We start from the raw sequence: 22,473 nt of genomic DNA, 5'->3' as shown, positions 1-22,473 counted from the left end.
CACACAGCCGCCATTGGCTACAACAAGTAGCCAGAGATTGTGAAAAGAATGGGCAGGAATGAATGTTCGGGTGGTACTACAGATTCTTAATGAACTCTTCCAGCGCGTTCAGGTGGTCTGAAAAAGCCTGCTGGCCCGCGTCAGTAGCCGAATACGTTGTGTTGGGCTTTCGCCCGATAAATTGTTTTTGCACCGCAACATAACCGGCTTCTTCCAGTGCCCGCAGGTGGGTAGCCAGGTTGCCATCGGTCAGGCCGAGTAATTCTTTAAGCGCATTGAAACTCATGAACTCATTGACCATCAATACCGACATGATGCTCAGCCGCGCTTTGCTTTCAAAGGCTTTGTTAAATTGAGCCAGCAGGTCGTTCTTCATTCAGTGGTTCGTTCGTATTTAAAATACATAGCCAGGCCGTACGCTATGTGCAGAACGCCAAATCCTATGGCCCAGGTCAGCAGGTTGTAGCCGGGCCAAAACAGCGACAGCAACCCTAAGCCAATTTCGCAGTAGGCCAGCGATTCTACATCACGGAGGGTGTATTTACTGCCATTCAGCAGTGCCAGCCCGTAAAAGATGAGGGTTACCGGAAAGGCCAGCCAGATCAAATTATAGTGCAGCAGCGCCAGGCAAAATACGCCACCGGTTGCCAATGGAACAAGCATTGCCCAGACTAATCGCTGCGATGACTTGTTCCAGATGGTTTGGCCCTGACGTCGGGTTTTTCGAATCGTGAAGTAGCTTCCTGATAGTAAGGCCAGTACCAGGACAATAACGGCAACCATGATCAGAAACTGCCTGACCTCCTGATGATTCATGGTCGTATAATAACCATCCGAATAATCGTATCGGAGTGCCGTAACCAAACCGGTTTGCAGACGTACTGAAACGACAATAGCTCCAATTAAGGCTATCACACCTGCCGAGACACCCGACAAGCCACTTAGTGACAGGAACTTAGAGGAACGCTCCATCAGGCTACGAATTTCCGTCAGGGTTTGTAGATGTTCGCGCGATTCGTGCATGAGTAAAGGTTGAAAAAGGAATAAGGGGTCTACCGTAGCGGGGTAACCTGATCGGCTACTCTAGAGAGCCAATCTGTCTAGCAAATGACCGCCAAGAATAATAAGGCCAACGAGTACAGCGATAATGGTCAGAATCAGTACGGCGCCGGACGATACATCTTTAATGGCTTTGATTTGAGGGTGTAAACCCGGTGATACAAAATCGCACAGTTTCTCGATGGCCGTGTTGAATGCTTCGCCCGCCCAAACCAGTCCGATCTGGGTCAGGATGATGGCCCATTCCACCGGGCTTAAGCTTAGCACAAACCCGGCACCAACCACCAGTATAGCTACCAGGAAATGCACTTTGGCATTATTCTCAAATCGAAACAAGTCCAGAATACCCTGCCCCGCAAACCGAAAACTGCGCAGTACTTTAGGGAAATCAATCATTTGGCAAAGCTAATGCGAAAAGAACAGGCTTTCTATCCACGAATTGACCAGCATTTGGCATTCGATAGGCACAGATTGCCTACGCCGAAAATTTTTGCTTGCTAATGGCTACGTCCGGATTCGCTTTCATGTTCGATGTACCAGTAGAAAGCAACGTACATCAGAAACAGGACAAACCCGTAGGCGATGGTCAGTTTTATGCTCAGGTGATCCTGGTAGGCACGGGCAATGGCCATGGTCAGGGCGGTTGGACTGGTCAGCACATCCCAGCTGTTCCACCGGCCAATACGGCCCAGGTAAATACCGAATCCCGACAGAATCTGGCTACCAAAAATCAAGGCCCAGGTCAGCCAATTGCCCGCCAGCGGCCGAAGCATTCGATGGATGATGAGAATGGAATACAAGCCCACCAGCAAACCCGTTAAGGCAAAAACGAACAGCGACATGGTATCGAACCAGAGCAGTGGCTGATCGATGTGCTGAAGATGAAACAGATCGGTGATGATATAGGGAGCATTAGGTAAAAAGGCTAGCCAGCCCGCCAGGCCACTGGCCAGCAACCATTTGTTGGTAAAGCCGGACTGGCGTAGATCGCGCAGCACCAGCACGACGCCCAGCGGAAACCAGGCTAGAAACAGGTTCCAGGTCAGCATGATGAAGAACCACCAGTTGCCCGTTAATAAACCCCGTGTTGTCACCAAGCTAAGCCCAATGAACGTCAATAAAGCCAGCGCACGTATGCCTCTACCCGTGCGCGCGTCGCGAGGGGAAATCATGCCGGAAGGATAAGGAACTATAGCCGATGAATGCATTGGTATAAAGTACTTTGTTTTGCAAAGTAAACGCATCAATTAGACGTATGTCAAGCAGACTGGCATAATTATTTTCAACGGCTCAGTACCGATTCGATTTGCTGCCGGAACCAGGCGGTTTTGACCAGACTTCTTTTATCTAGATTCAGACGAGTTAAGAAGGCTTTACTGAACGAAGCTATCAGGTTGTTGCCCAACTCTATCCGGACAAAACGTTATAGATTTATCTAAACCGGGGGAGTCTTCCCGCCATTCGCAACCTCATTTTCTGTACGGCCATTTCTGGTTTTTGCGCTACCTTTACGGTATGACGTTTACTGAAATGACTCCCCGCCGTCGGGAACAACTGATGGCGTTTGATCGACTCCTGACCATCATGGACGAGTTGCGTGAGCAGTGCCCCTGGGATCGCAAACAGACGCTGGACAGTCTGCGCCACCTCACGATCGAGGAAACGTATGAACTCTCTGATGCTATTCTGGAAAACGATCTTCCCGAGGTGCGTAAAGAGTTGGGCGACATTCAGTTACACCTGGTTTTCTACGCCAAAATTGCATCCGAAACCGGCCAGTTCGATATGGCCGATGTGCTGAACGGTATTTGCGATAAACTCATCCACCGCCATCCGCACATTTACGGGGACGCGAACGGAGGTAAGGTCGTTGCCGAAACCGAGGAGCAGGTAAAAGCGAACTGGGAGCAACTTAAACTCAAAGAAGGAAACAAGTCGGTGCTGGGTGGGGTGCCGGGCTCCTTACCCGCCCTGGTAAAGGCCATGCGCATTCAGGAAAAGGCGCGGGGTGCCGGTTTCGACTGGGACGAGAAGGAACAGGTCTGGCAGAAAGTGGAAGAAGAGATGCAGGAGTTCAAGGCCGAGTTCAATGCAGATACTCAGTCCGTTATTGACCACCAGCGGGCCGAAGGAGAATTTGGCGATCTGCTTTTTTCACTTGTCAACTACGCCCGCTTCATCGACATTAATCCCGAAACGGCCCTCGAACGCACCAATAAAAAATTCATCAAACGTTTTCAATACATTGAACAACAGGCTCGTATCAATGGAAAAGCCCTAAGCGACATGACGTTGGCCGAAATGGACGTGTACTGGAACGAAGCCAAGAAAGATATATAATATATCGTTTCTCCTACTATCATTTTTTCTTAATCATGCGTATCGCTTTCCTGACCGATTTGCACCTGGGCGCTGACGGTGAACTCGTGCAAAACGTAGATGTCCGACAAAACTTTCTGAAAGCGCTGGCGTACGTAGCCGACTTGAAACCCAATTGTCTGGTACTTGGCGGAGACATCTGCGATACGGCTGGTAATCAGGCAACGTACGAATGGGTGAAGGCGCAAATAGACACGCTCCCTTTCCCGAATTATGTCATTTCGGGTAATCACGACGACTCGCTGATGCTGGCCAGCGTATTCAACAAGCGACATGATTTGCACACCGGCGAACTGTATTACGCACTGCCCCTTGAGGGGAGACCGGCCCTGTTTTTAGATTCCTCGAAAGGGTTCTTTTCCGAAAATCAGTGGGTCTGGCTTCGGGAATATTTTCAGGCGCTGCGCGATAACAATGTCGTAATTTTCATGCACCATCCACCGTTGGCTGCCGATGTGGTATTTATGGACCAGAAATACGCGTTTCAGCAGAGCGACGAATTTCTCGAATTAGTCCGCGATTTGCCCTGCCACGTAACGGTAATTTGTGGACATTACCACGTAGAAAAGGTTGTCCAGCGGGGAAACTTGATTGTGCTACTGACGCCTTCCACCTTTTACCAGATGAGCCAGGATTCTCCCGAATTCGCCATTGACAGCTACAAGATTGGCATCCGCGAGGTGAACCTGACTACGCATGGAACATCCAGTGCCGTATTCTATATTAACCCATAGAATGATATAGGATGTATGGATATAGACACATTTTATAGTCTATATCCATACATCCTATATCATTCTACACCAAAACCTATCTGACCGAATAATTGGGCGCTTCTTTCTGAATCGAGATGTCGTGCGGGTGACTTTCGCGGGCACCTGCTGTGGTGATCTTTACGAATTTGGCCTGCTGAAGTGTCGGAATGTCAATAGCACCACAGTAACCCATTCCCGCTTTCAGCCCACCAACCATCTGGTACACAATTTCGGAAACCTTCCCTTTAAACGGAACCCGCCCAACGATGCCTTCGGGAACTAGTTTTTTAATGTCGTCTTCGGCATCCTGGAAGTAGCGGTCTTTAGATCCGTCTTCCATGGCTTCCACCGAGCCCATGCCCCGGTAGGTTTTGAACCGGCGTCCTTCGTACAGAACTATTTCGCCGGGAGCCTCTTCGGTGCCAGCCAGAACCGAACCGATCATAACCGTACTGGCACCACCGGCCAGCGCCTTCGTGATGTCGCCCGAGAAACGAATGCCCCCATCGGCAACAACCGGAACGCCCGTGCCTTGCAGCGCTTTCGCAGCTTCGTAAACAGCCGTCAGCTGGGGCATACCAATGCCGGCAATGATACGGGTGGTACAAATACTACCCGGTCCTACACCAACTTTTACGGCGTCGGCACCGGCATCGGCCAGGGCTTTCGCCCCTTCGCCCGTCGCTACGTTTCCGGCCATAACCTGTAGTTTCGGAAATTGCTGTTTGATGCTCCGAACGGCGTCCAGAACACCTTTTGAGTGACCATGGGCCGTATCGACACTGATCACATCAACCCCTGCTTTTACCAGCGCTTCAATGCGCCGGGTCAAATCGGGGGTAACGCCAACGGCTGCGCCCACCCGTAACCGGCCCAGTTCGTCTTTACAGGCGTTGGGATGGCTCTTCTTCTTAAGAATATCTTTGTAGGTAATCAGCCCCACCAAATGATACTCGTTGTTGACGATCGGCAGTTTCTCAATCCGATACTGCTGCAAAATGCTCTCCGCTTCTTCGAGGGTTAGTCCTTCCCGCGCTGTAATCAGGTTATTACGCGTCATGATACCCGTTACGGGTTGCGACAGATCACTCTGGAAACGCAGGTCGCGGTTGGTGAGAATGCCCACCAATTTGTTGTTCTCATCTACGACGGGAATCCCACCGATTTTAAACTCCCGCATGATCTTCAGCGCATCGGCGAGCGTAGCCGTTTCGAGAAGTGTGATTGGATCAATGATCATCCCGCTCTCCGAGCGTTTTACTTTCCGAACTTGATCGGCCTGAGCGTCAATGCTCATGTTTTTGTGAATGATACCGATGCCCCCTTCCTGCGCCATCGCAATGGCCAGTGCCGATTCGGTAACGGTATCCATAGCCGCCGAAATCAGAGGAACATTTAGCTGGATGTTGCGGGTGAGTTGGGTAACGGTTTGCGTATCGCGTGGGAGTACCTCCGAATAGGCAGGCAGGAGCAATACGTCGTCGTAGGTGAGAGCCTCGTAAAGAAACTTACTGGTATCTAAGCTCATGGCAATTAACAAGTGATGTTATTTGCCAGACAAAATTACGAATAATTTTTGAATAGCCCAGTCTTTCCTGTAGGATTCATACCAATTCTCTATTTTACACCCAAGATTCGCTTCAAAGCCCGTACCCTAGGCGGCAATCGTGGGGAAAACCAAGCTAATCCCGGAACGACGACGATTCGGTTGCGCCCGTCTAGTTCAGTTTTATACTGATCGATTTATTGGTGTTACCGACGCTGAACTGACAGTCGCTGAATTTGGGGGCCGACATGGTGGGCCGAAAATTATTGCTGAATCCGTAAGGTTCTTTTGGAATCCCAAAGACGCGCTTGTCCATTTTTCCATTGCCATTTTCGTCGTGGTAAACTGCAACGGCATAGTCGCCCGGCTCGACGGAAAAAGTCGCTTGAACGTTTTTATCCGTTGCTTCCAACTTTTTACCTTCCAGTGGCTTTCCTTCAGGAAAGGCGTTTTTTACGTTGAACAACGCAATGTAAACGTCGCCTTTCAGGGTACGAACGTTCTGAATTTCAACGTGCAGGTTGGTCTTTTTGGGCGATTCAATCGGCTCTCCGCCGGACAAGAAAAGGCTTAACGCCGAAAGCAAAATGAGCATAGATACAGTATTTGTCTAAAAACGGATTTATCTTGCAATTATGATAGCCCAACCGCCAACTCCTGTAAAACGCTGGATCACCAAACCCTTCCCCGACTCGGTAGAACAGCAGGGCGCCATAGAGACATTGACCCATTCGCTCGGCGTGAGCCCGTTTCTGGCGGCCCTGTTGATACAACGGGGTGTACAAACCTACGAAGAAGCGCGGATGTTCTTTCGTCCCGAGATTGGTCATTTGCATAACCCCTTCGAAATGAAGGACATGGATCGGGCCATTGCGCGTCTGAACGTGGCTATGCGTCCCGAACGGCAGGAAAAGATTCTGATTTATGGCGATTATGATGTGGATGGGACCACGTCGGTGGCGCTCGTGTATGGCTTTCTGAAAAATTACCATACGGCCATCGATTATTATATTCCGGACCGCTATAAAGAAGGTTACGGTATTTCGCAGCAGGGTGTACAGTGGGCCGCCGAGAACGGTTTCTCCCTGATTATTGCCCTGGATTGTGGTATCAAATCGGTTGATCGGGTCGCTGAGGCCAAAGCCCTCGGGGTTGACTTTATCATTTGTGATCACCACCGTCCGGGCGACGAACTGCCCGACGCAGCCGCCGTACTTGATCCCAAGCGTGAAGACTGCTTATATCCTTACAAAGAACTGAGCGGCTGTGGCGTGGGCTTTAAACTGCTGCACGCGTTTTGTCTGCACAAGGAAATTGACTTAAGCCAGTTGTATCCCTGTCTGGATCTGGTGGCGGTCAGTATTGCGTCGGATATTGTGCCGGTTACCGGCGAAAACCGGGTTCTGGCGTACTATGGGCTGAAGCAGATAAATTCGGACCCGCGCACCGGATTGAAAGCGCTGATCAAAATAGCCGGTTTCTCGCGGGAGCTGGACATCACTAACCTCGTGTTCGGGCTTGGGCCGCGGATCAATGCCGCTGGCCGAATTCAGCACGCCAAAGCGGCCGTGCAGCTCCTGCTGGCCGAATCGGAAGAAGAAGCCGACGAGTTTGCCATAGCCATTAATAAGCACAATAATAGCCGACGCGAGTTTGACAGCAGCATTACGGAACAGGCACTGGCTATGATTCGCGAAAATGAGCTGTTGACGCAAGCTAAAAGCACCGTGCTGTTTGATGCCACCTGGCATAAGGGAGTGATTGGTATTGTGGCCTCGCGCTGCATTGAGCACTTTCACCGCCCCACCATCATTCTGACCCAGTCGAACGACAAGGCCGCCGGATCGGCGCGGTCGGTACCGGGTTTCGATGTATACGAAGCCATCGAAGAATGTTCCGATTTGCTGGAACAGTTTGGTGGTCACACCTTTGCGGCTGGCATGACCATGTCGGTCAGTAACATTGATGCCTTTCGGAAAAAGTTTGAAGAGGTAGTGGCGCGTACCATTAAAGAAGAACATCTGACGCCCCTGATTGACATTGATCTGCCGCTGGATTTCAGTGAAATTAGCGATAAGTTGTACCGGATCGTTCGGCAGATGGGGCCGTTTGGTCCCCACAATTTACAGCCTACGTTCATGACGGAGGATGTATATCTGGTTAGCGAACCGATCATTATGAAGGAGAAACACCTCAAAATAAACGTTCGTCAGGGGAGGGGTGGGCAAGCCTTAACGGCCATTGGGTTTGGCTTTGCTCCTATTGCCGATCTGCTCCGCCCCGGTCAGCCGTTTTCAATCTGCTACCAGGTCGAACAAAACCACTACAACGGAAATACGACGCTGCAACTAATGCTCAAGGACGTGAAGCCAATGTAAAATCGTTAGTTTTTAGGCGGTGTGTGGTGTCGGTTATGAGTAACCGACACCACAACAAAAAATCGCACCGGCGACCCGGCCAACCCCAAGAGTAGCACCCGTTTCGATTGTCTGGTTGGTGAACACTAGCTTGTTGATGTGGCCGTGAAGTAATCCGCGTCGTAAGCAAGGCGATAAGCCGCGTAATCCGTTTTGACCTGCCGGGCATATTGACGGGCATACGCAATAAGCTGGTCACGCCAGGTGCTGTAATCCAGCCCGAAAGCGATTAGGTCATCGGTGATGGCTGATCCTTGCCGACCACCGCTGCGCAGATGGCCCCACGCGCACAGGCGGCCCATGCTGTTAACCAGATTATTCAGTTTCTTTACCTTGCCACTTAATTCGGTCAGGCTGATTTTATCCTCGCTGGGCTGAAGTTCACGCAGTACATACGACGTACCATCGGGCATCACCAATGGCTGAAGCAGCGCGGGGGAAGCGGCCTGAACACGTTTCTGGACGTCGACAATCCGTGCGGCATCGTTAAACCAGAAAGGCTGTTTATCCGCCAAACGGGCTTGAAGCGTCGATGGCCCGGCTTTTTTTAGATCCAGGAGGTACTCCTTTCCTGGACGCCCGGCTCCCCGAACCAGAATCATAAACCGTTCGATACCCAGACTACCTGTTCCGGCTACGCGGTGGGCTACATCCAGCACCGAGAAAAAACGAGGATCAGGTTGAGTGGCTGCCCACTCATTAATTGCATCGGTAATACGACTTTTCGTTGCCTGATCAATTTTTGGGGCGAGTAATAATCGTTTCCGAAACTGAGCGCTGCGTTTTTTGTACGTGACCCGGCTTTCCAGAAACAGATGCCGTTTCCGGCAATCGACCGAACGCAGAAGGTGGCGAATGATGCCGGTTGCCGTATCCTGTTCCAGTTGCCGAACATAGCCGCGAGCCAGGGTAAGGGCATACGAGTTAGTAAGGGATTCGGCTAGCTGGCTTATATCGGTATCGGTCAGCTTCAGATCATCGGCGGCCACGAACAGGCTACAGGTAAGGCGGGCCAGGTCGATCAGGTTAGGGGCCAGAATACACTCGTCGAAGTCATTCAGGTCGAAATAGGTCACTCGATTATCGGCTTTGAACGAACCGAAGTTTTCAATGTGAAGATCGCCGACGTTCCAGGTTAGGGGTGCGTTCCAAAGAAACGAATCCGCGGGAATATCCTGATTGAAGAGGTGACTGGTTCCCCGAAAAAATCGGAAAGAGTTTTCGCGCATGGCCGCGTATTTTCGTTTTATCAAGACGGGATTCCGGTCAGCGTTGAACGAACGAATGCGAAAGGGGGTGGAGTTGGCAACCATAATATTTGTTAATTAACGACGAATAGGGTAGCAGATACTTAAATATAGTTGTCAGTGGTTGGTATAAGCCCGAACTTTGTGTGACCAGTGTGCAGCAAGAACGGACAAGAATGATTCTCAGAACTGAAAATTTAATTAAAAAATACGGATCGCGGTTGGTTAACAACAACGTATCCTATCAGGTTGAAACGGGCGAAATTGTGGGGCTCCTGGGCCCGAATGGCGCTGGTAAAACGACGTCGTTTTACATGGCCGTTGGCCTGGTGAAGCCGAACAGCGGGAAAGTGTTTATCGACGACACCGATGTAACCGATTTGCCGATGTACAAACGGGCTCGTCTTGGTCTGGGCTATCTGGCGCAGGAAGCATCCGTATTCCGCGATTTGTCGGTTGAAGAAAACGTATTGGCTGTTCTGGAAATGACCGACTTACCCAAAACCAAGCAAAAAGAGAAGGTAGAAGAATTACTGGAAGAATTCAGTTTGACGCACGTTCGGAAAAGCAAAGGCAAGGTACTATCCGGGGGCGAACGCCGACGGACGGAGATTGCCCGGGCGCTGGCCGTTGATCCCAAATTTATTCTGCTCGATGAACCCTTTGCCGGTGTCGATCCCATTGCCGTTGAAGATATTCAGAGTATTGTCGCCAAGCTGAAGCACCGGAATATTGGCATTCTGATTACCGACCACAACGTAAACGAAACGCTTTCCATCACCGACCGGGCTTATCTGCTGTTCGAAGGGAAAATCCTGAAGCAGGGGACTGCCGAAGAGCTAGCCAACGACGAACAGGTGCGCCGGGTGTACCTAGGGCAACATTTCGAACTGAAACGTAAGGTTTAGTGTGACTGTAATGCCTGAAGGACGGTATATAACTCGCCGACCGTAAACCCGCGAACAACAGGTTTCTGACCAAAACCAAACCACCAGAGCGGCATACTAAATCCTTCGCCGTGAAACAGGGACTCATTCGGGGCCAGATTAAACAGGTTACGGGAACCCTGTTCGTTGTTCCCTAAATCAACACCATAGTGTTTCTCTACCGCTTCCAGAAGTTCTATGCCATCATCACCGGTGATGCCCAGATCGTTCTCAAACTGAGTGGATGGTGTAATGAGTTTCTTACGGGAAACGCCTGTATGCTGTCGAATGAAATTGGTAAAGTGTTCAAACGTAATGGGCTGCATAAACTTGATAATTATCCCATTACTTCGCGCAACACCGGCAGCGATTTTACCTCGCCCAGCGAGTCAATGTGGATGTGGTAGTACGCAACGAGTGCGTCGGCCAGTTCATTGCGCGCCGATCGGTCCAGCTTGACGGGGGTGCCGAATGGCTTACGCAGCATCGTGTTGAGTGCCTTGTCCATCTCTTCATCGGGTAAAAAAGGATAGGCGTTCTCGCGAAGCTGGCTCTCGAACTCACGGGCATTTTCGGGTCCGAAACCGAGGAAAAAGGATAGCTTCAGCAGAAAGATCAGGTGGAAATTCTCGTAGTTTGCCTTCGCTTCTTCCAGAAAAACCACCGATTCCATCAGAAACCGGAAAAGTACGGGACTGCCCGTTTCTTCTTTCAGAACTTTGTTGAGCATCTCCGTGACAAACATGGCGATGGTCGATTTCCCCACGTCAAAAGGCAGGCTCTGGAACGGGTAATTCGTCTTGACTTCCGAAAGCCGGGTCAAATCGCGGTCGCTTTTGTAATAAACAACCATTTCCAGTAAGGTGAGCGGCTGAAAAAGCGCGATGCGGTTGTGCTTGCTCTTTGCCGTCCGTACACTGTTGACAATATAGCTTTGCAGGCCAAATTCTTCGGTGTATACGCGGGCAATGATGGAGGTTTCGCGGTAACGAATATAGCTGAGGGCAATACCCCGTGTTTTTTGAAGCATCTCGGGTTGACAGTAAACTACCTGCTATAACATCTTTTACCGGTAAATCGGTCTGTTTGTTGGCCAATTATCGCTTAGTTTCTTCTCTATGAATCTCTACAAAACCCGCTCCGGTGTTGTCGTCAACTATCAAAATCAGTTTTACTCGGTACCCGTCGATGATTGGGACGAGTTGGTTAATCGGGACGACCTGCACGAATTTTTACTTACGCTGACAGCAGTCGCCACGCCATCCGATGACTACCAGACCTGGACGAAAACCGGCCTGCTGGCACCCATCGGTCGGCAGGAAGTGTGGGCATCGGGCGTAACGTACCTGCGGAGCCGCGACGCTCGGATGGAGGAGTCGAAGAAATCGGCGGGCGATACTGGGGGCGGGTCTGCCTTTTACGACCGGGTTTACGACGCTGAGCGGCCCGAATTATTTTTCAAGTCGACTCCCGAGCGTGTGGTAGGACCCGGCGCAGCGGTTCGTATTCGCGCCGATTCGACCTGGAACGTGCCGGAGCCCGAGTTAACGCTGTTTATCACCTCATCGGGTAAAATTGTGGCCTACACCTGCGGCAATGACATGAGTTCGCGGAGTATTGAAGGAGAAAATCCGTTGTACCTGCCCCAGGCCAAAACCTACGATGGCAGCGCAGCCCTCGGTCCGTGTCTGTACGTTCCGAAAGCGCCCATTGCGCCTGATACCCAGATACGACTGGAAATTATTCGCGACGAACAGGCGGCTTTTACCAATAGCATTGCCATCAGCCAGATGAAACGGCACCATACGGAACTCGTCTCGTTCCTGTACCGAGAATGCTCGTTCGCATACGGCTGCTTTCTGATGACGGGTACGGGCATTGTGCCTCCCGACAATTTTACCCTTCGGTCGGGAGACGAAATTAGCATTACCATCGACGGCATCGGAACGCTGGAAAACACGGTTGCATAACCACGTTCACGTACGGACGCATCCTTGCGTCTCTACGTGGATATTACTCGGATTCCTCGCTGAACATCGCCTACTTTTTTCCGTAAATCAGCCAACGAATGGTCCATGACGGTGACGTGCCCCATTTTGCGAAAAGGTTTGGTAATGGCTTTGCCGTAAAAAAACGGAAACACGCCGGGCATGGCTAGTAAGTTTTCTAAGCCATCGTAAACGGCAGGACCTGTGTGGCCCTCTTCGCCGAGCAGGTTAACCATGGCAGCAGGTTGATAGGCCGTAGTATCACCGAGGGGATAGTTCAGGATCGCCCGCCAATGCTGCTCAAATTGCGACGTGACGTTAGCGCGCATGGTGTGATGACCGCTGTTATGCGGGCGCGGAGCGACTTCGTTGATCAGCACGTTACCCTGCTTATCCAGAAACAGCTCAACCGCCAGTAACCCCACGATGCCGAAGGCTTCGGTAGTACGACGGGCAATGTCCTGCGCCTGCTGGTCTATTGCGTCGGAGATTTCCGCTGGCGCAAACAGGTATTCCACCAGATTCAATTCGGGGTGAAACACCATCTCGACCGTTGGAAAGGTTTGCATCTCGCCCCGTTCGTTACGGGCTACAATTACGGCTAGCTCTTTCTCAAAATCAACCGCTTTTTCGAGCACACCGGGCGCATCGAACGCTTTCCCAACATCGGCAACTGACGCAATCCGCTGAACACCCCGGCCATCGTAGCCATCGCGGCCAAGCTTATGAAAAGCAGGCAGAAAATCGGGTTGCTGAATGTCCAGCAGAGCTACGTCGGCACGCGTATCCGTTAAAATGAAGTCGGCGGTGGGTAAGTTATGGTCCCGATAAAACTGCTTCTGCAGTCGCTTATCCTGAATGATACGGATGACGGAAGGCTGTGGAAATACTCGCTTCCCCTCGCGTTCGAGGGCTTCGAGCGCGTCTACATTGACACGCTCGATTTCAATGGTCAGTACGTCAACGGCCTGACCAAACTGATAAACCGTGTCATAATCAGTTAGTGAACCCTGCGTGAACTGTGTGCAAAGATGTCGGCAGGGCGCTTCGGCGTCGGCATCGAGTACATGAACGCGCAGATTCCAGTCAATAGAAGCTTGCAGAAGCATGAGGCCAAGCTGGCCCCCGCCGAGGATTCCGATGGTAGGTGTCAAAATGGTAAAAGACCGGGTCGCCGGTGCGATGAGCGAGTGAAAGAGCGAAATTAGTTATTCACGCTTTCACTCGTTCACTCTTTCGCGCTTTTTCTAATCTCTCCGCTGAATATCCGACCCACCCGATTTGCTGCTTGCCAGCACTCTGCCCTGGCCGTAATAATAGATGTCGGAGCCTCCCGACGCCTTTAAACTCATTTCCTTGCTGGCGTTGATATACACATCGGAGCCTCCGGAAGACGTGGCATTGCATGTTTCAACAATGAGTTTGCGGGCATCGAGGTCGGAGCCGCCTGAGCCACTGGCGTTGAGCGTCCGGGCTGATCCCTGTAAAACGGCGTCCGCCCCACCCGATGCTGACACATTTAAGCGATCCGCTTTGAGGTCCAGCTTTAAGTCAGATCCACCTGATACGTCCAGATTCAGATCGTTGAACGATAAGGTTCCCTGACCAAAGACGTCGGAGCCGCCCCCGGCCTGCAAGTTGGTCAGCTGTTTGAAGGTAATGTAAGCCTTTACGGAATTGCCCCGGTTGCCACCCCAGTTCATTCCCTTCCGGTCGATGTAGAGTTCGAGAACACCATTTTTTACTCTGGAAACGATCTGATCCTCATCGATACCTTTTACGTCGAGGGTCAATTTTTCAGAATTGCCCTGCGTCAGGTAAACGTCTATGCCACTGGTTATACTAAGCCCCGTGAAACCGGAAACCGCCCGGTCTTTTTTCGTTTGGCTACTGGCGGTGTGCGAACCCGCTACCAGCATGAAAAGAACTAGAGCAATTGCTTTCATTGTGTAGATGGTTTAAGATTTATTAATAGACGACGTAAAAGCCAGTTTCGTTGCATGGTGAACCCGAAGGTGTCCGATTTCAACGGTATATTTGTCCGTAAGCGGACGTTACTGACGATAGAGTGGTCGGTAAAATTCTGTCAATTAGCGGTTTATGATTCTGGCACGGCGCTTGAACCACTAAAGAAAAGAAGTTAAATTGAAACTTGGATTATCGTTTAGGGTCAGCAGGCCAAAAACGCGCTGACCACCATTCCTGGACAACTCAATTTTGCCCGGCGTACTTACCGGAAACGGAACTGATCTACGTGAAAAACCTTGTCAAAAGTAATTAATTATGATTCAACTCCACAGCGTCTCTAAATACTATCCGGCGGGTTTTGGACGGGTTTATGTGCTGCGTAATATTACCCTTGATATTGCCAAGGGCGAATTTGTGTCCATCATGGGGCCGTCGGGGTCGGGTAAGTCCACGTTACTACACATCCTGGGTCTACTGGAAGAACCATCCGAAGGGGAATACCTGCTCGACGATCAGCCGGTTCAGAAGCTATCTGAAAAAAAGCGTACCGAACTTCACCGGACGCAGATCGGCTTCGTGTTTCAGGCCTATCACCTGATTGACGAGCTGACCGTGTATGAAAATATTGAAACGCCTTTGCTTTACAAGGGACTAAGTGGTTCGGAGCGTAAAAGCCGCGTGGCTGAGTTACTCGACCGGTTCAACATCGTGGCCCGGAAGGATCTTTTTCCGGCCCAGTTATCGGGTGGACAGCAGCAACTGGTGGGCATTGCCCGAGCATTGGCGGCAAACCCATCCGTTATTTTTGCGGATGAACCAACGGGCAATCTCCACTCCGACCAGGCCCGCGACATTATGGAAATATTCCGGGAGTTGAATCAAAAAGACGGTGTAACCATCGTTCAGGTGACGCACTCGGAAGTCAATGCCGAATATGGGTCCCGGATTATACGGTTGAAAGACGGCTGGCTGGAACCATCAGTTCTGGATGTAACGCCATAGCAAACCAAGTCGCTCTTTTACTTCGTCTGACGGATTTATACGATCATTATCTACCTGATTCAGCCACTGCACGCCCATCACATTGGCGCAGAATACAGCTTCGGCTTCGCTGAGCATGTCGGGCTGGTACAGGCCTTCCTGCAGAGCGATGCCCAAACCTGGGGCACTGCGTAAACACTGCTGACGGATAATGCCATTGATGCAGCCGGTTTTGAGAGAAGGTGTGTAGAGTGTTTCGTTGGCGTACCAGAACAGGGTAGAGGCCAGGCATTCGGCAAGGTGCCCCTTGGTATCGAGCAAAATAACATCATCGAGTTTACGCTGCTCTTTGTATAGGCCCGCCAGCACGTAGGGAAGGGCATTCAGGGTTTTAAAAGCCGAGACAGGGGAGGGCGATAACCGAAAGGCGTCATAAATTCCTGTTTGGGCTTTTTCTGTGATTGAAAAAGAGTGTCCGGGTCGCGCCGTGATCAGGACATTTGCCTCGTTGGTAACCGGCGTATACAGCCCCCCCGTTTGCCGCCAGACCTGAATCTTGATGCGGGCCGATTGATGGACCAGGTTATTGGCCGTGAGGAGCTGTAAAATAGCTTGGTGAACAGAATCAGCAGTAAAATTTTTCGGGGGCGTCAGGTGAAGCGCCGACATCCCCGCCGACAGGCGCGTAAAGTGGTCGGCCCAAAACCAGATCCGGCCCGCTTCGTACCGAATGGTCTCAAAAAGGCCGTCACCGTACTGAAAAGCGCGGTCATTAGTGGACAGGTGAAAATCGCCTTCAGCCAATATATCCGAATTATAAACCAGAAACATACTTAGTTTGCGCCGTTTATCCCAAAACGATAGCTGTGCCGAAGGTAAGTTTGTATCATTGAACCATCAAATTCTATGAGTATGCAAGTGGCGTGGAAACAGGTGCGGGTTGCAATGACCCTATTGCTCACAACCGGTTTGTCGGCAACCTACGCACAGAATACAGTTTCGGCTGTATCGCCCGGTAGTGGAACGAGTGCAGCGAACCGGCTGAATTTACAGCAGTGTATCGACGTTGCCCAACAAAATAATATTCAGATTCGGCAGGGGCGTTTAACCATTGCGAACAGCGATTTGCAATTGCGGCAAGCCCGACTCAACATGCTGCCTACCGCCGTGTTTCAGGGAAACCAATCCATAAACGGTGGGCGCAGTATCAACCCGCAGTCGAACGAATTCGTCCAGCAAACAATCAATTCCAGTAGTTTTCAGCTAAACACATCGGCTACTTTATACAACGGTGGCGTTCTGCGTAGTACCATCCGGCAGAACGAGGTCGCGTTGCAGGCTGGGCAACAGGAATTAAATGCTACTCAGAACAATGTATCCTTAACGGTTGCCCAGAATTACCTGAACGTCCTGGTGGGTACCGAGCAATTGGCGGTGGCTCAACGGCAGGCCGAAGTCACACGGGCTCAACTGGAGCGTACACAGCGGCTGGTCAATGCAGGCTCGGCTCCGGAAGCGAACCTGTACGAATTGCGGGCTACCTTAGCCAGTAACGAGCTAGACATTGTAACGGCGCAGAATACACTCGACCTGGCTAAAGTCGCCTTACTGCAGGCCATGAATGTGCCCATCAATCAGGATTTTGATGTTGAACCCATTGCCGTACCTGACCCAGGCTTGGATCCGTATACAGCATCGGTACAGCAGCTATACGATGTTGCTTCCACAAATTTACCTGAAGTGAAAGGTGCTGATCTACGCGTGAAGAGCGCCATATTGGGCGTTCAGGTGGCAAAGGGTGGTCTCTACCCGACCTTGTCGCTGAACGGCAATCTAAGCACGCTTTACTCCAGTGCGGCTAATGCTTCTACGCCCAATGGACAGACATCGCAGACCACAATAGGCTTTATTGTTGATCCCGTTACCGGCGCGAATATACCCATCAACACATCCACGCCAGGGTATGACCGGACGGGAATTTCGTATGGTACTCAATTAGGGAACAACTTCAGCCAGTCAGCTTCTTTATTTCTGCGAGTTCCTATTTTTCAGGGAAATCTGTCACGTAACCGGATCACAACGGCCAAGATTCAGCAGCAGAATGCGGAGCTAACGGCTTTGAACACCCGACTAACCCTTCGCCAGCAAATCGAAACGGCTTATACGAGCATGCGGGCAGGTGCTAACAAGTACCGCGCCACCCAGGCACAGGTAGTGTCGCTGGAGAAAGCGTTTCAGGTAGCCGAAAGCCGATTGAACGCCGGTGCCATCAATGCCACCGATTACAGCATTGCTAAAACAAACCTCGATCGGGCCCGAAACAGCCTGGTACAGGCCAAATACGATTACGTATTCCGGACGAAAATTTTAGATTACTATCAGAACAAACCGCTTAGTTTTAATTAAGTTAGTGAATTAGTGATTGAGTGAATAAATACCACACGTTCATTCCGTTGCTCTTTCACTAATTCCTTACTCATGAAGAAGAAGTCAAGTCGCATTTGGTGGATATTGGGAGGACTTGTGGTCCTGCTCGTAGGAGGATTGGTAGCCGCAAAACAGGCGGGTATGCTGGGAAAACCAAAGTCAACAGAGGTTGATTTTGCGTCGGTCAGGCGTCTTGATATCACGGAGCGTGTTAGTGCCTCGGGCCGGGTTCAGCCACAGGTTGAAGTAAAAATAAGCCCAGACGTATCCGGCGAAATCATCGGCCTGTATGTTAATGAAGGCGACCCCGTAAAAGCGGGTCAACTACTATGCCGTATTCGCCCCGATAACTACGAATCCCTTCTGGCACGGGCGCGGGCATCCGTTAATCAGAGCCGGGCGCAGCTGGAACAGTCAAAAGCATCCGTAGCCCAGTCGGGTGCCCGGCTGATTCGGGCTAAAGCCGATTACGAACGGAATCGTAAACTGTTTGCGGATAAGGTTGTTTCGGCAGCCGATTTAGAAACCAGCGAGGCTAACTATAACGTTGCCAAACAGGAGGTTGAAGCGGCTAATGCAAATGTCAGAGCCTCGCAGTTTAACATCCAGAGCGCCGAAGCCAGTCTGCGCGATGCCAACGAAAACCTGCGCAAAACATCAATCTATTGCCCGGTTAATGGCACGGTTTCCAAACTCAACATCGAGTTGGGCGAGCGGGTCGTGGGTACATCTCAAATGGCCGGTACCGAAATCATGCGGATCGCCAATTTGCAGAACATGGAAGTACGCGTCAATGTCAATGAGAACGACATTGTACGGGTAAATCTGGGCGATACGGCTGATATAGAAGTGGATTCGTATACGACAGCTGGCCGTAAATTCAAAGGGGTCGTGTATGAGATTGCCAACACCGCCAACGGGCTGACGAGTTCGTCAGGGGCTGCTGCTTCCCTATCGGCCGACGCCGTTACCGAGTTCGAGATAAAAGTTAAAATACTGAATACATCATACGCGGATCTGCTGGCGCTTAAGGACAAGAAGGGCTATCCATTCAAGCCCGGTATGACGGCTTCCGTCGAGATCATCACGGATCGTAAGCCCCGTGTACTGGCGGTTCCGATTGCGGCCGTAACAACCCGTGCCGCCGATTCATCGGCCATCGATACGGCTGAAACCCAGGATCGATCGAACGGTACGGTCGACGAGAAACCCGCTGATGTGGCTGAAAAGAAAGACAGACCTAAAGAAATTGTCTTTGTAAATGTGGGGGGGAAGGCTATGCAGCGGGAAGTGAAAACGGGCATTAGTGACTTCGAGAACATCGAGATTTTGTCAGGACTCAAACCCGGAGAGCAAATTATATCGGGACCCTTCATTGCCGTTTCCAAAAAGCTCAAGAATGGGGAACTGGTCATTAAACGCGACCCAAACAAGAGCAAGAAGAAAGAGGACGGGAAAGAGGAATAAAATCGGTTGAATAGGTCAAACACGAACAAAACGGGTAAGGCGTCAGTGCCTTACCCGTTTTGTTTGGGCAAAAATCGGCCCGATCGTTTGGATCTAATCGTCATACGGCTACATGGGCGGCACTTGTCATACAACGGCTTTCTGCTTTTCTTTACCCCATGAAAGTAAATCAACCGGTTCGGCTGACAATGGTAGGTGGGGGAAGCTGGGCAACCGCGCTCGTCAAAATCCTTTCCGAAAACAACGTCAGTGTCAAATGGTGGCTCCGAAAGAAATCCGATGCTGATCACATCAAAAAATTCGGCCATAACCCCAGCTATTTAAGCGATGTGCAGATCAATACCCGCAAGGTGAAGGTCTGTACCAAAATCAAAGAGTCCGTAAAGGATAGCGATTACATCATTCTAGCCGTACCGGCAGCCTTTATCAGTGATGCCTTAACGGGCTTGAAACCGGCGGATTTTGTTGGTAAATCAGTGGTGTCGGCTATCAAAGGGATGATTCCGGGCGCAAACCAGCTGGTAACCGACTGGGTCAGCGAGCAATACGGTGTTCCGGTGGAGCGCATGTCAGTTATTGCCGGTCCATGTCATGCCGAAGAGGTCGCGCTTGAAAAGAAATCTTACCTTACGATCGCGTCCCAGAACTCAGCGTGTGCCACATCCGTAGCCGACTTACTTCGGTGCCGCTTTGTGCAGACAACCCCCGTCGATGATATCTACGGTATTGAATACAGCGCCGTCATGAAAAACATCATTGCCCTGGCGTGTGGCATCACGCGTGGATTAGGGTATGGTGATAATTTCCAAGCCGTATTGGTGTCCAATGCCATGCAGGAAATCAGGCGGTTTGTAGATGCCGTGTACCCGAAACACCGCGACCTGAGCGGCTCTGCCTACCTGGGTGACTTACTGGTGACCGCTTATTCGCCCTTCAGCCGCAACCGGACATTCGGTACACTGATTGGCCGGGGCTACACCATCCAGTCGGCCCAGGCAGAAATGAATATGATTGCCGAAGGATACTACGCCGTGAAAAGTATTCATGAAGTAAATCAGCAGTTCGGCGTCGATATGCCCATCACGAACGCCGTTTACGCCATCCTTTACGAGCGAGCAGCACCCACGACTGAAATGAATTTGCTGACAGGCGTGTTAGTGTAATGCGGCTAAACATAAAAAGCCCCCTGACTCGTCAGAGGGCTTTTAACCGTTTATAGCGATGTCGGTAAGATATACCGGCAGTTGTGCCTTAGTAGAAATTACTTCGCGCTATCAGCAGACATCGTCGAAGCAGAATCCGTAGCCATCGTCGAATCCGTAGCCATCATCGAAGCAGAATCTGCAGTCGTGGTGGTGGTCGTTTCAGTGCTTTCGGTCTTCTTCGAGCTGCAAGACGTAGCCAGGGCGATCATAGCCATGAAAAAGAAGGCGGATTTCGTGATTGCTTTCATATTTTTGGGGATGTTTTTGTTTAGTGATTACTAATTAATGTCACTGTTAATACCCTATAGAGAAAAAGGTAACCCAACTTTTTTTTATTTTTTTTTGGGTTACGTCTCAAACGTTTCTGTATTAAGTAATGACTCAACTCAATGAAGGAAAGCAGGTCGCCCATATTCACCGATGAAGAGTTGCTGATGGGTTTGGCCGATGGCTCCGACGATGCACTGACGCAATTGTACCGACGGTACTTTCCAATGGTTCTCCACTTCGTTACCAGCAACAGCGGGAATGAAGACGATGCCAAGGACATTTACCAGGAAGCCTTGATTGTGTTATACGAGAAGGTGAGGAGCGGTTCGCTGGAATTGCATTGCCAACTGAAAACGTACCTATACTCGGTTGGTCGGCGGTTGTGGCTCAAACAGTTAGCGCAGCGAAGCCGGTACATGGTGCGCGACGTGGAACGACCCGCTACGGATGAATTTGTTGCCGGGCAGATTGACGACGATCTGGCAGACCACGAAGAACGCGATCGCCAGTTCGAGCTGATGGCCGACTCGCTCTCCCGGCTTGGCGAACCATGCCGGACGTTGCTGGATGATTTTTATATCCAGCATCTGAGTATGCAGGAGATCACCGAGAAGTTTGGTTACACCAACGCCGACAATGCCAAAACGCAGAAATACAAGTGTCTGATGCGGTTGAAGCGGCTGTTCTTTTCGGAATATAAACAGTAAATGTTGTCAGGTCATACAGGTACGGGGTGGTCCGCTGATTCATCAGGTTGGCTACGTATCGGGTGAGTTCACAACTCTTTAACTCTTTTTGGAGATGGACGAAGAAAAAGATATTGAAAATGCGTTGCAGGCTTACGGTGAGCGCGTTCGGTTCAGACAAAAAATGAACGCCGTTCAGGCGCGTGCTGACATGAACAGCATTCGCCAGGAGGCCGCTGATTACCGATCTGAACCGGCCGTGCAGGTCCGTTCACTCTGGAATACGTATCGGACTACACTGGCTGTAGCTGCTTCGGCGGCTATTATTACGACGTTTAGCTCTATTTTTCTTTATCGTTCCTATCAGCAAAGCCACAAACAGGAGCAGCAGTACAGCCAGTTAAGCAAAGAAATCCAGGCCGTTAAATCGTCGCAGCGCAGATTACTGAACGATTATACTGGTCGTGGGCGAAAACTGAGCGCCAATCCGGCACAAGTGGCGGGGTCAGGCTTTTTACTCACTGCAGATGGCTATTTCGTTACCAACAACCACATTGTTCGGGACGCCGATTCGGTGTACGTTCAAAGTGCAAAAGGCGATGTGTACAAAGCCAGGGTTGTGTATGCGGATAAGGCCCATGATCTAGCGTTCCTGCAACTTTGCGACGATAGTGCATTTCGGTCAATGCCGTCTGTGCCCTATAGTTTCGACGCCCGCCCCTCCGATCTTGGCGAGCGTGTGTATACCCTTGGCTATCCACGGGAAGAAATTGTTTATGGCGAAGGATACCTCAGTTCGGGGACCGGTTATCGAGGTGATTCAACGGCTTATCAGGTCGCTATTGGAGTGAACCCCGGTAACTCGGGTGGTCCTCTACTGGATGAGAAAGGGAATGTGATCGGTATAATCAGCGGTAAGCAAACAACGTCGGAAGGGGTCAGTTTTGCGGTGAAAACCAATTACATGCTCGAAGCGCTCAACAATATTCCTGCCGATTCACTGAAGGGCCAGGCACTTCGGTTAAATAAAAAGAATACGCTTTCCCACTTATCCCGCAAGCAGCAGATCAAGCGGATGCAGGATTATGTGTATCAGGTGAAGGTATTCAAGCACAAAGACTAGGAAAAGCTGAATGCAAGGATAAACAATTG

Annotated in this window: 24 protein-coding genes; 11 read left to right on the top strand and 13 right to left on the bottom strand. The window is 50.7% G+C overall.

The features are described 5' to 3' along the window. Positions 1-76 precede the first annotated feature (76 nt). The 4 genes from ACYU87_RS05475 to ACYU87_RS05460 form a co-directional block, all read right to left on the bottom strand. Positions 77-376 (bottom strand): winged helix-turn-helix domain-containing protein, encoded by a 300-nt coding sequence (locus ACYU87_RS05475; protein WP_461133012.1) that lies wholly within the window; start codon positions 374-376, stop codon positions 77-79. Continuing rightward, positions 373-1,023, bottom strand: coding sequence for a hypothetical protein (locus ACYU87_RS05470; protein WP_461133011.1), 651 nt, complete (start codon positions 1,021-1,023; stop codon positions 373-375). Before ACYU87_RS05470 ends, ACYU87_RS05475 begins: the two co-directional genes overlap by 4 nt. Before the next feature lie 60 nt (positions 1,024-1,083). Continuing rightward, positions 1,084-1,455: a diacylglycerol kinase family protein gene (locus ACYU87_RS05465; RefSeq protein ID WP_461133010.1), complete on the bottom strand. Its 372-nt coding sequence runs from the start codon at positions 1,453-1,455 to the stop codon at positions 1,084-1,086. Between the two features lie 101 nt (positions 1,456-1,556). Continuing rightward, positions 1,557-2,231 (bottom strand): DUF1361 domain-containing protein, encoded by a 675-nt coding sequence (locus tag ACYU87_RS05460; protein ID WP_461133009.1) that lies wholly within the window; start codon positions 2,229-2,231, stop codon positions 1,557-1,559. 343 nt (positions 2,232-2,574) lie between these two features. On the opposite strand from ACYU87_RS05460, the gene mazG reads away from it, so the two are divergent. Both mazG and ACYU87_RS05450 read left to right on the top strand, forming a co-directional pair. Then, a complete protein-coding gene (gene mazG / locus ACYU87_RS05455; protein WP_461133008.1) occupies positions 2,575-3,399 on the top strand; it encodes a nucleoside triphosphate pyrophosphohydrolase in 825 nt (274 codons plus the stop codon). Between the two features lie 35 nt (positions 3,400-3,434). Further along, positions 3,435-4,172 carry a metallophosphoesterase family protein gene (locus tag ACYU87_RS05450; protein WP_461133007.1) on the top strand — a complete coding sequence of 246 codons (738 nt, stop codon included), beginning with the start codon at positions 3,435-3,437 and terminating at the stop codon, positions 4,170-4,172. Positions 4,173-4,248: 76 nt separating this feature from the next. On the opposite strand, the gene guaB is transcribed toward ACYU87_RS05450, so the two are convergent. Further along, a complete protein-coding gene (guaB, locus tag ACYU87_RS05445; RefSeq protein ID WP_461133006.1) occupies positions 4,249-5,721 on the bottom strand; it encodes an IMP dehydrogenase in 1,473 nt (490 codons plus the stop codon). A gap of 190 nt (positions 5,722-5,911) precedes the next feature. Continuing rightward, entirely contained in the window at positions 5,912-6,334 is a 423-nt protein-coding gene (locus ACYU87_RS05440) for a DUF2141 domain-containing protein (RefSeq protein ID WP_461133005.1), read from the bottom strand. Between the two features lie 40 nt (positions 6,335-6,374). On the opposite strand from ACYU87_RS05440, the gene recJ reads away from it, so the two are divergent. After that, positions 6,375-8,117, top strand: coding sequence for a single-stranded-DNA-specific exonuclease RecJ (recJ, locus tag ACYU87_RS05435; protein WP_461133004.1), 1,743 nt, complete (start codon positions 6,375-6,377; stop codon positions 8,115-8,117). A gap of 125 nt (positions 8,118-8,242) precedes the next feature. On the opposite strand, the gene ACYU87_RS05430 is transcribed toward recJ, so the two are convergent. Then, positions 8,243-9,469 (bottom strand): DUF2252 domain-containing protein, encoded by a 1,227-nt coding sequence (locus ACYU87_RS05430; protein ID WP_461133003.1) that lies wholly within the window; start codon positions 9,467-9,469, stop codon positions 8,243-8,245. A 110-nt stretch (positions 9,470-9,579) separates the two neighbouring features. Between ACYU87_RS05430 and lptB the strand changes: the two genes are divergently transcribed. Further along, a complete protein-coding gene (gene lptB, locus ACYU87_RS05425; RefSeq protein WP_461133002.1) occupies positions 9,580-10,311 on the top strand; it encodes an LPS export ABC transporter ATP-binding protein in 732 nt (243 codons plus the stop codon). On the opposite strand, the gene ACYU87_RS05420 is transcribed toward lptB, so the two are convergent. Next, on the bottom strand, positions 10,308-10,655 hold the full coding sequence (locus tag ACYU87_RS05420) for a hypothetical protein (protein ID WP_461133001.1): 348 nt from the start codon (positions 10,653-10,655) through the stop codon (positions 10,308-10,310). The two genes, lptB and ACYU87_RS05420, sit on opposite strands and share 4 nt — an antisense overlap. Before the next feature lie 11 nt (positions 10,656-10,666). Beyond that, positions 10,667-11,359 carry a DNA repair protein RecO gene (recO, locus tag ACYU87_RS05415; protein WP_461133000.1) on the bottom strand — a complete coding sequence of 231 codons (693 nt, stop codon included), beginning with the start codon at positions 11,357-11,359 and terminating at the stop codon, positions 10,667-10,669. Positions 11,360-11,447: 88 nt separating this feature from the next. Here recO and ACYU87_RS05410 point away from each other — a divergent pair, with 88 nt between their 5' ends. Then, positions 11,448-12,299 carry a fumarylacetoacetate hydrolase family protein gene (locus ACYU87_RS05410; RefSeq protein WP_461132999.1) on the top strand — a complete coding sequence of 284 codons (852 nt, stop codon included), beginning with the start codon at positions 11,448-11,450 and terminating at the stop codon, positions 12,297-12,299. A 32-nt stretch (positions 12,300-12,331) separates the two neighbouring features. On the opposite strand, the gene ACYU87_RS05405 is transcribed toward ACYU87_RS05410, so the two are convergent. Both ACYU87_RS05405 and ACYU87_RS05400 read right to left on the bottom strand, forming a co-directional pair. Further along, positions 12,332-13,471, bottom strand: coding sequence for a 5-(carboxyamino)imidazole ribonucleotide synthase (locus tag ACYU87_RS05405; RefSeq protein WP_461132998.1), 1,140 nt, complete (start codon positions 13,469-13,471; stop codon positions 12,332-12,334). A 93-nt stretch (positions 13,472-13,564) separates the two neighbouring features. Continuing rightward, positions 13,565-14,263 carry a head GIN domain-containing protein gene (locus tag ACYU87_RS05400; RefSeq protein WP_461132997.1) on the bottom strand — a complete coding sequence of 233 codons (699 nt, stop codon included), beginning with the start codon at positions 14,261-14,263 and terminating at the stop codon, positions 13,565-13,567. A 337-nt stretch (positions 14,264-14,600) separates the two neighbouring features. On the opposite strand from ACYU87_RS05400, the gene ACYU87_RS05395 reads away from it, so the two are divergent. Further along, positions 14,601-15,287 (top strand): ABC transporter ATP-binding protein, encoded by a 687-nt coding sequence (locus ACYU87_RS05395; protein ID WP_461132996.1) that lies wholly within the window; start codon positions 14,601-14,603, stop codon positions 15,285-15,287. Here ACYU87_RS05395 and ACYU87_RS05390 read toward each other — a convergent pair. Then, a complete protein-coding gene (locus ACYU87_RS05390) occupies positions 15,264-16,097 on the bottom strand; it encodes an aminotransferase class IV (RefSeq protein WP_461132995.1) in 834 nt (277 codons plus the stop codon). The genes ACYU87_RS05395 and ACYU87_RS05390 overlap by 24 nt on opposite strands. Positions 16,098-16,172: 75 nt before the next feature. Between ACYU87_RS05390 and ACYU87_RS05385 the strand changes: the two genes are divergently transcribed. The 3 genes from ACYU87_RS05385 (at position 16,173) to ACYU87_RS05375 (ending at position 20,323) form a co-directional block, all read left to right on the top strand. Then, entirely contained in the window at positions 16,173-17,672 is a 1,500-nt protein-coding gene (locus ACYU87_RS05385) for a TolC family protein (RefSeq protein ID WP_461132994.1), read from the top strand. Positions 17,673-17,744: 72 nt separating this feature from the next. After that, entirely contained in the window at positions 17,745-19,160 is a 1,416-nt protein-coding gene (locus ACYU87_RS05380) for an efflux RND transporter periplasmic adaptor subunit (protein WP_461132993.1), read from the top strand. 158 nt (positions 19,161-19,318) lie between these two features. Next, positions 19,319-20,323, top strand: a complete 1,005-nt coding sequence (locus ACYU87_RS05375) for an NAD(P)H-dependent glycerol-3-phosphate dehydrogenase (RefSeq protein WP_461132992.1) — start codon at positions 19,319-19,321, stop codon at positions 20,321-20,323. A gap of 98 nt (positions 20,324-20,421) precedes the next feature. Here the strand turns inward: ACYU87_RS05375 and ACYU87_RS05370 are convergent, their stop codons facing one another. Then, positions 20,422-20,613: a hypothetical protein gene (locus ACYU87_RS05370; RefSeq protein ID WP_461064127.1), complete on the bottom strand. Its 192-nt coding sequence runs from the start codon at positions 20,611-20,613 to the stop codon at positions 20,422-20,424. 141 nt (positions 20,614-20,754) lie between these two features. Here ACYU87_RS05370 and ACYU87_RS05365 point away from each other — a divergent pair, with 141 nt between their 5' ends. Together ACYU87_RS05365 and ACYU87_RS05360 are read left to right on the top strand one after the other, a co-directional pair. After that, positions 20,755-21,342, top strand: coding sequence for an RNA polymerase sigma factor (locus ACYU87_RS05365; RefSeq protein ID WP_461132991.1), 588 nt, complete (start codon positions 20,755-20,757; stop codon positions 21,340-21,342). A 94-nt stretch (positions 21,343-21,436) separates the two neighbouring features. Then, positions 21,437-22,444 carry a S1C family serine protease gene (locus ACYU87_RS05360; RefSeq protein ID WP_461132990.1) on the top strand — a complete coding sequence of 336 codons (1,008 nt, stop codon included), beginning with the start codon at positions 21,437-21,439 and terminating at the stop codon, positions 22,442-22,444. Positions 22,445-22,473 lie beyond the last annotated feature (29 nt).

Source organism: Spirosoma lituiforme (assembly GCF_054776635.1).
This window is presented reverse-complemented; position numbering and strand designations above follow the sequence as displayed.

Excerpts from the sequence above, each read along its gene's own strand:
- ACYU87_RS05370 (WP_461064127.1), bottom strand. The coding sequence starts at position 20,613 with ATGAAAGCAATCACGAAATCCGCCTTCTTTTTCATGGCTATGATCGCC.
- ACYU87_RS05460 (WP_461133009.1), bottom strand. The coding sequence starts at position 2,231 with ATGATTTCCCCTCGCGACGCGCGCACGGGTAGAGGCATACGTGCGCTG.
- ACYU87_RS05475 (WP_461133012.1), bottom strand. The coding sequence starts at position 376 with ATGAAGAACGACCTGCTGGCTCAATTTAACAAAGCCTTTGAAAGCAAA.
- ACYU87_RS05450 (WP_461133007.1), top strand. The coding sequence starts at position 3,435 with ATGCGTATCGCTTTCCTGACCGATTTGCACCTGGGCGCTGACGGTGAA.
- ACYU87_RS05400 (WP_461132997.1), bottom strand. The coding sequence starts at position 14,263 with ATGAAAGCAATTGCTCTAGTTCTTTTCATGCTGGTAGCGGGTTCGCAC.
- ACYU87_RS05360 (WP_461132990.1), top strand. The coding sequence starts at position 21,437 with ATGGACGAAGAAAAAGATATTGAAAATGCGTTGCAGGCTTACGGTGAG.
- ACYU87_RS05430 (WP_461133003.1), bottom strand. The coding sequence starts at position 9,469 with ATGGTTGCCAACTCCACCCCCTTTCGCATTCGTTCGTTCAACGCTGAC.
- recJ (WP_461133004.1), top strand. The coding sequence starts at position 6,375 with ATGATAGCCCAACCGCCAACTCCTGTAAAACGCTGGATCACCAAACCC.
- ACYU87_RS05465 (WP_461133010.1), bottom strand. The coding sequence starts at position 1,455 with ATGATTGATTTCCCTAAAGTACTGCGCAGTTTTCGGTTTGCGGGGCAG.
- lptB (WP_461133002.1), top strand. The coding sequence starts at position 9,580 with ATGATTCTCAGAACTGAAAATTTAATTAAAAAATACGGATCGCGGTTG.
- ACYU87_RS05365 (WP_461132991.1), top strand. The coding sequence starts at position 20,755 with ATGAAGGAAAGCAGGTCGCCCATATTCACCGATGAAGAGTTGCTGATG.
- ACYU87_RS05420 (WP_461133001.1), bottom strand. The coding sequence starts at position 10,655 with ATGCAGCCCATTACGTTTGAACACTTTACCAATTTCATTCGACAGCAT.
- ACYU87_RS05440 (WP_461133005.1), bottom strand. The coding sequence starts at position 6,334 with ATGCTCATTTTGCTTTCGGCGTTAAGCCTTTTCTTGTCCGGCGGAGAG.
- ACYU87_RS05410 (WP_461132999.1), top strand. The coding sequence starts at position 11,448 with ATGAATCTCTACAAAACCCGCTCCGGTGTTGTCGTCAACTATCAAAAT.
- mazG (WP_461133008.1), top strand. The coding sequence starts at position 2,575 with ATGACGTTTACTGAAATGACTCCCCGCCGTCGGGAACAACTGATGGCG.
- ACYU87_RS05390 (WP_461132995.1), bottom strand. The coding sequence starts at position 16,097 with ATGTTTCTGGTTTATAATTCGGATATATTGGCTGAAGGCGATTTTCAC.
- guaB (WP_461133006.1), bottom strand. The coding sequence starts at position 5,721 with ATGAGCTTAGATACCAGTAAGTTTCTTTACGAGGCTCTCACCTACGAC.
- ACYU87_RS05470 (WP_461133011.1), bottom strand. The coding sequence starts at position 1,023 with ATGCACGAATCGCGCGAACATCTACAAACCCTGACGGAAATTCGTAGC.
- recO (WP_461133000.1), bottom strand. The coding sequence starts at position 11,359 with ATGCTTCAAAAAACACGGGGTATTGCCCTCAGCTATATTCGTTACCGC.
- ACYU87_RS05395 (WP_461132996.1), top strand. The coding sequence starts at position 14,601 with ATGATTCAACTCCACAGCGTCTCTAAATACTATCCGGCGGGTTTTGGA.
- ACYU87_RS05375 (WP_461132992.1), top strand. The coding sequence starts at position 19,319 with ATGAAAGTAAATCAACCGGTTCGGCTGACAATGGTAGGTGGGGGAAGC.
- ACYU87_RS05385 (WP_461132994.1), top strand. The coding sequence starts at position 16,173 with ATGAGTATGCAAGTGGCGTGGAAACAGGTGCGGGTTGCAATGACCCTA.
- ACYU87_RS05380 (WP_461132993.1), top strand. The coding sequence starts at position 17,745 with ATGAAGAAGAAGTCAAGTCGCATTTGGTGGATATTGGGAGGACTTGTG.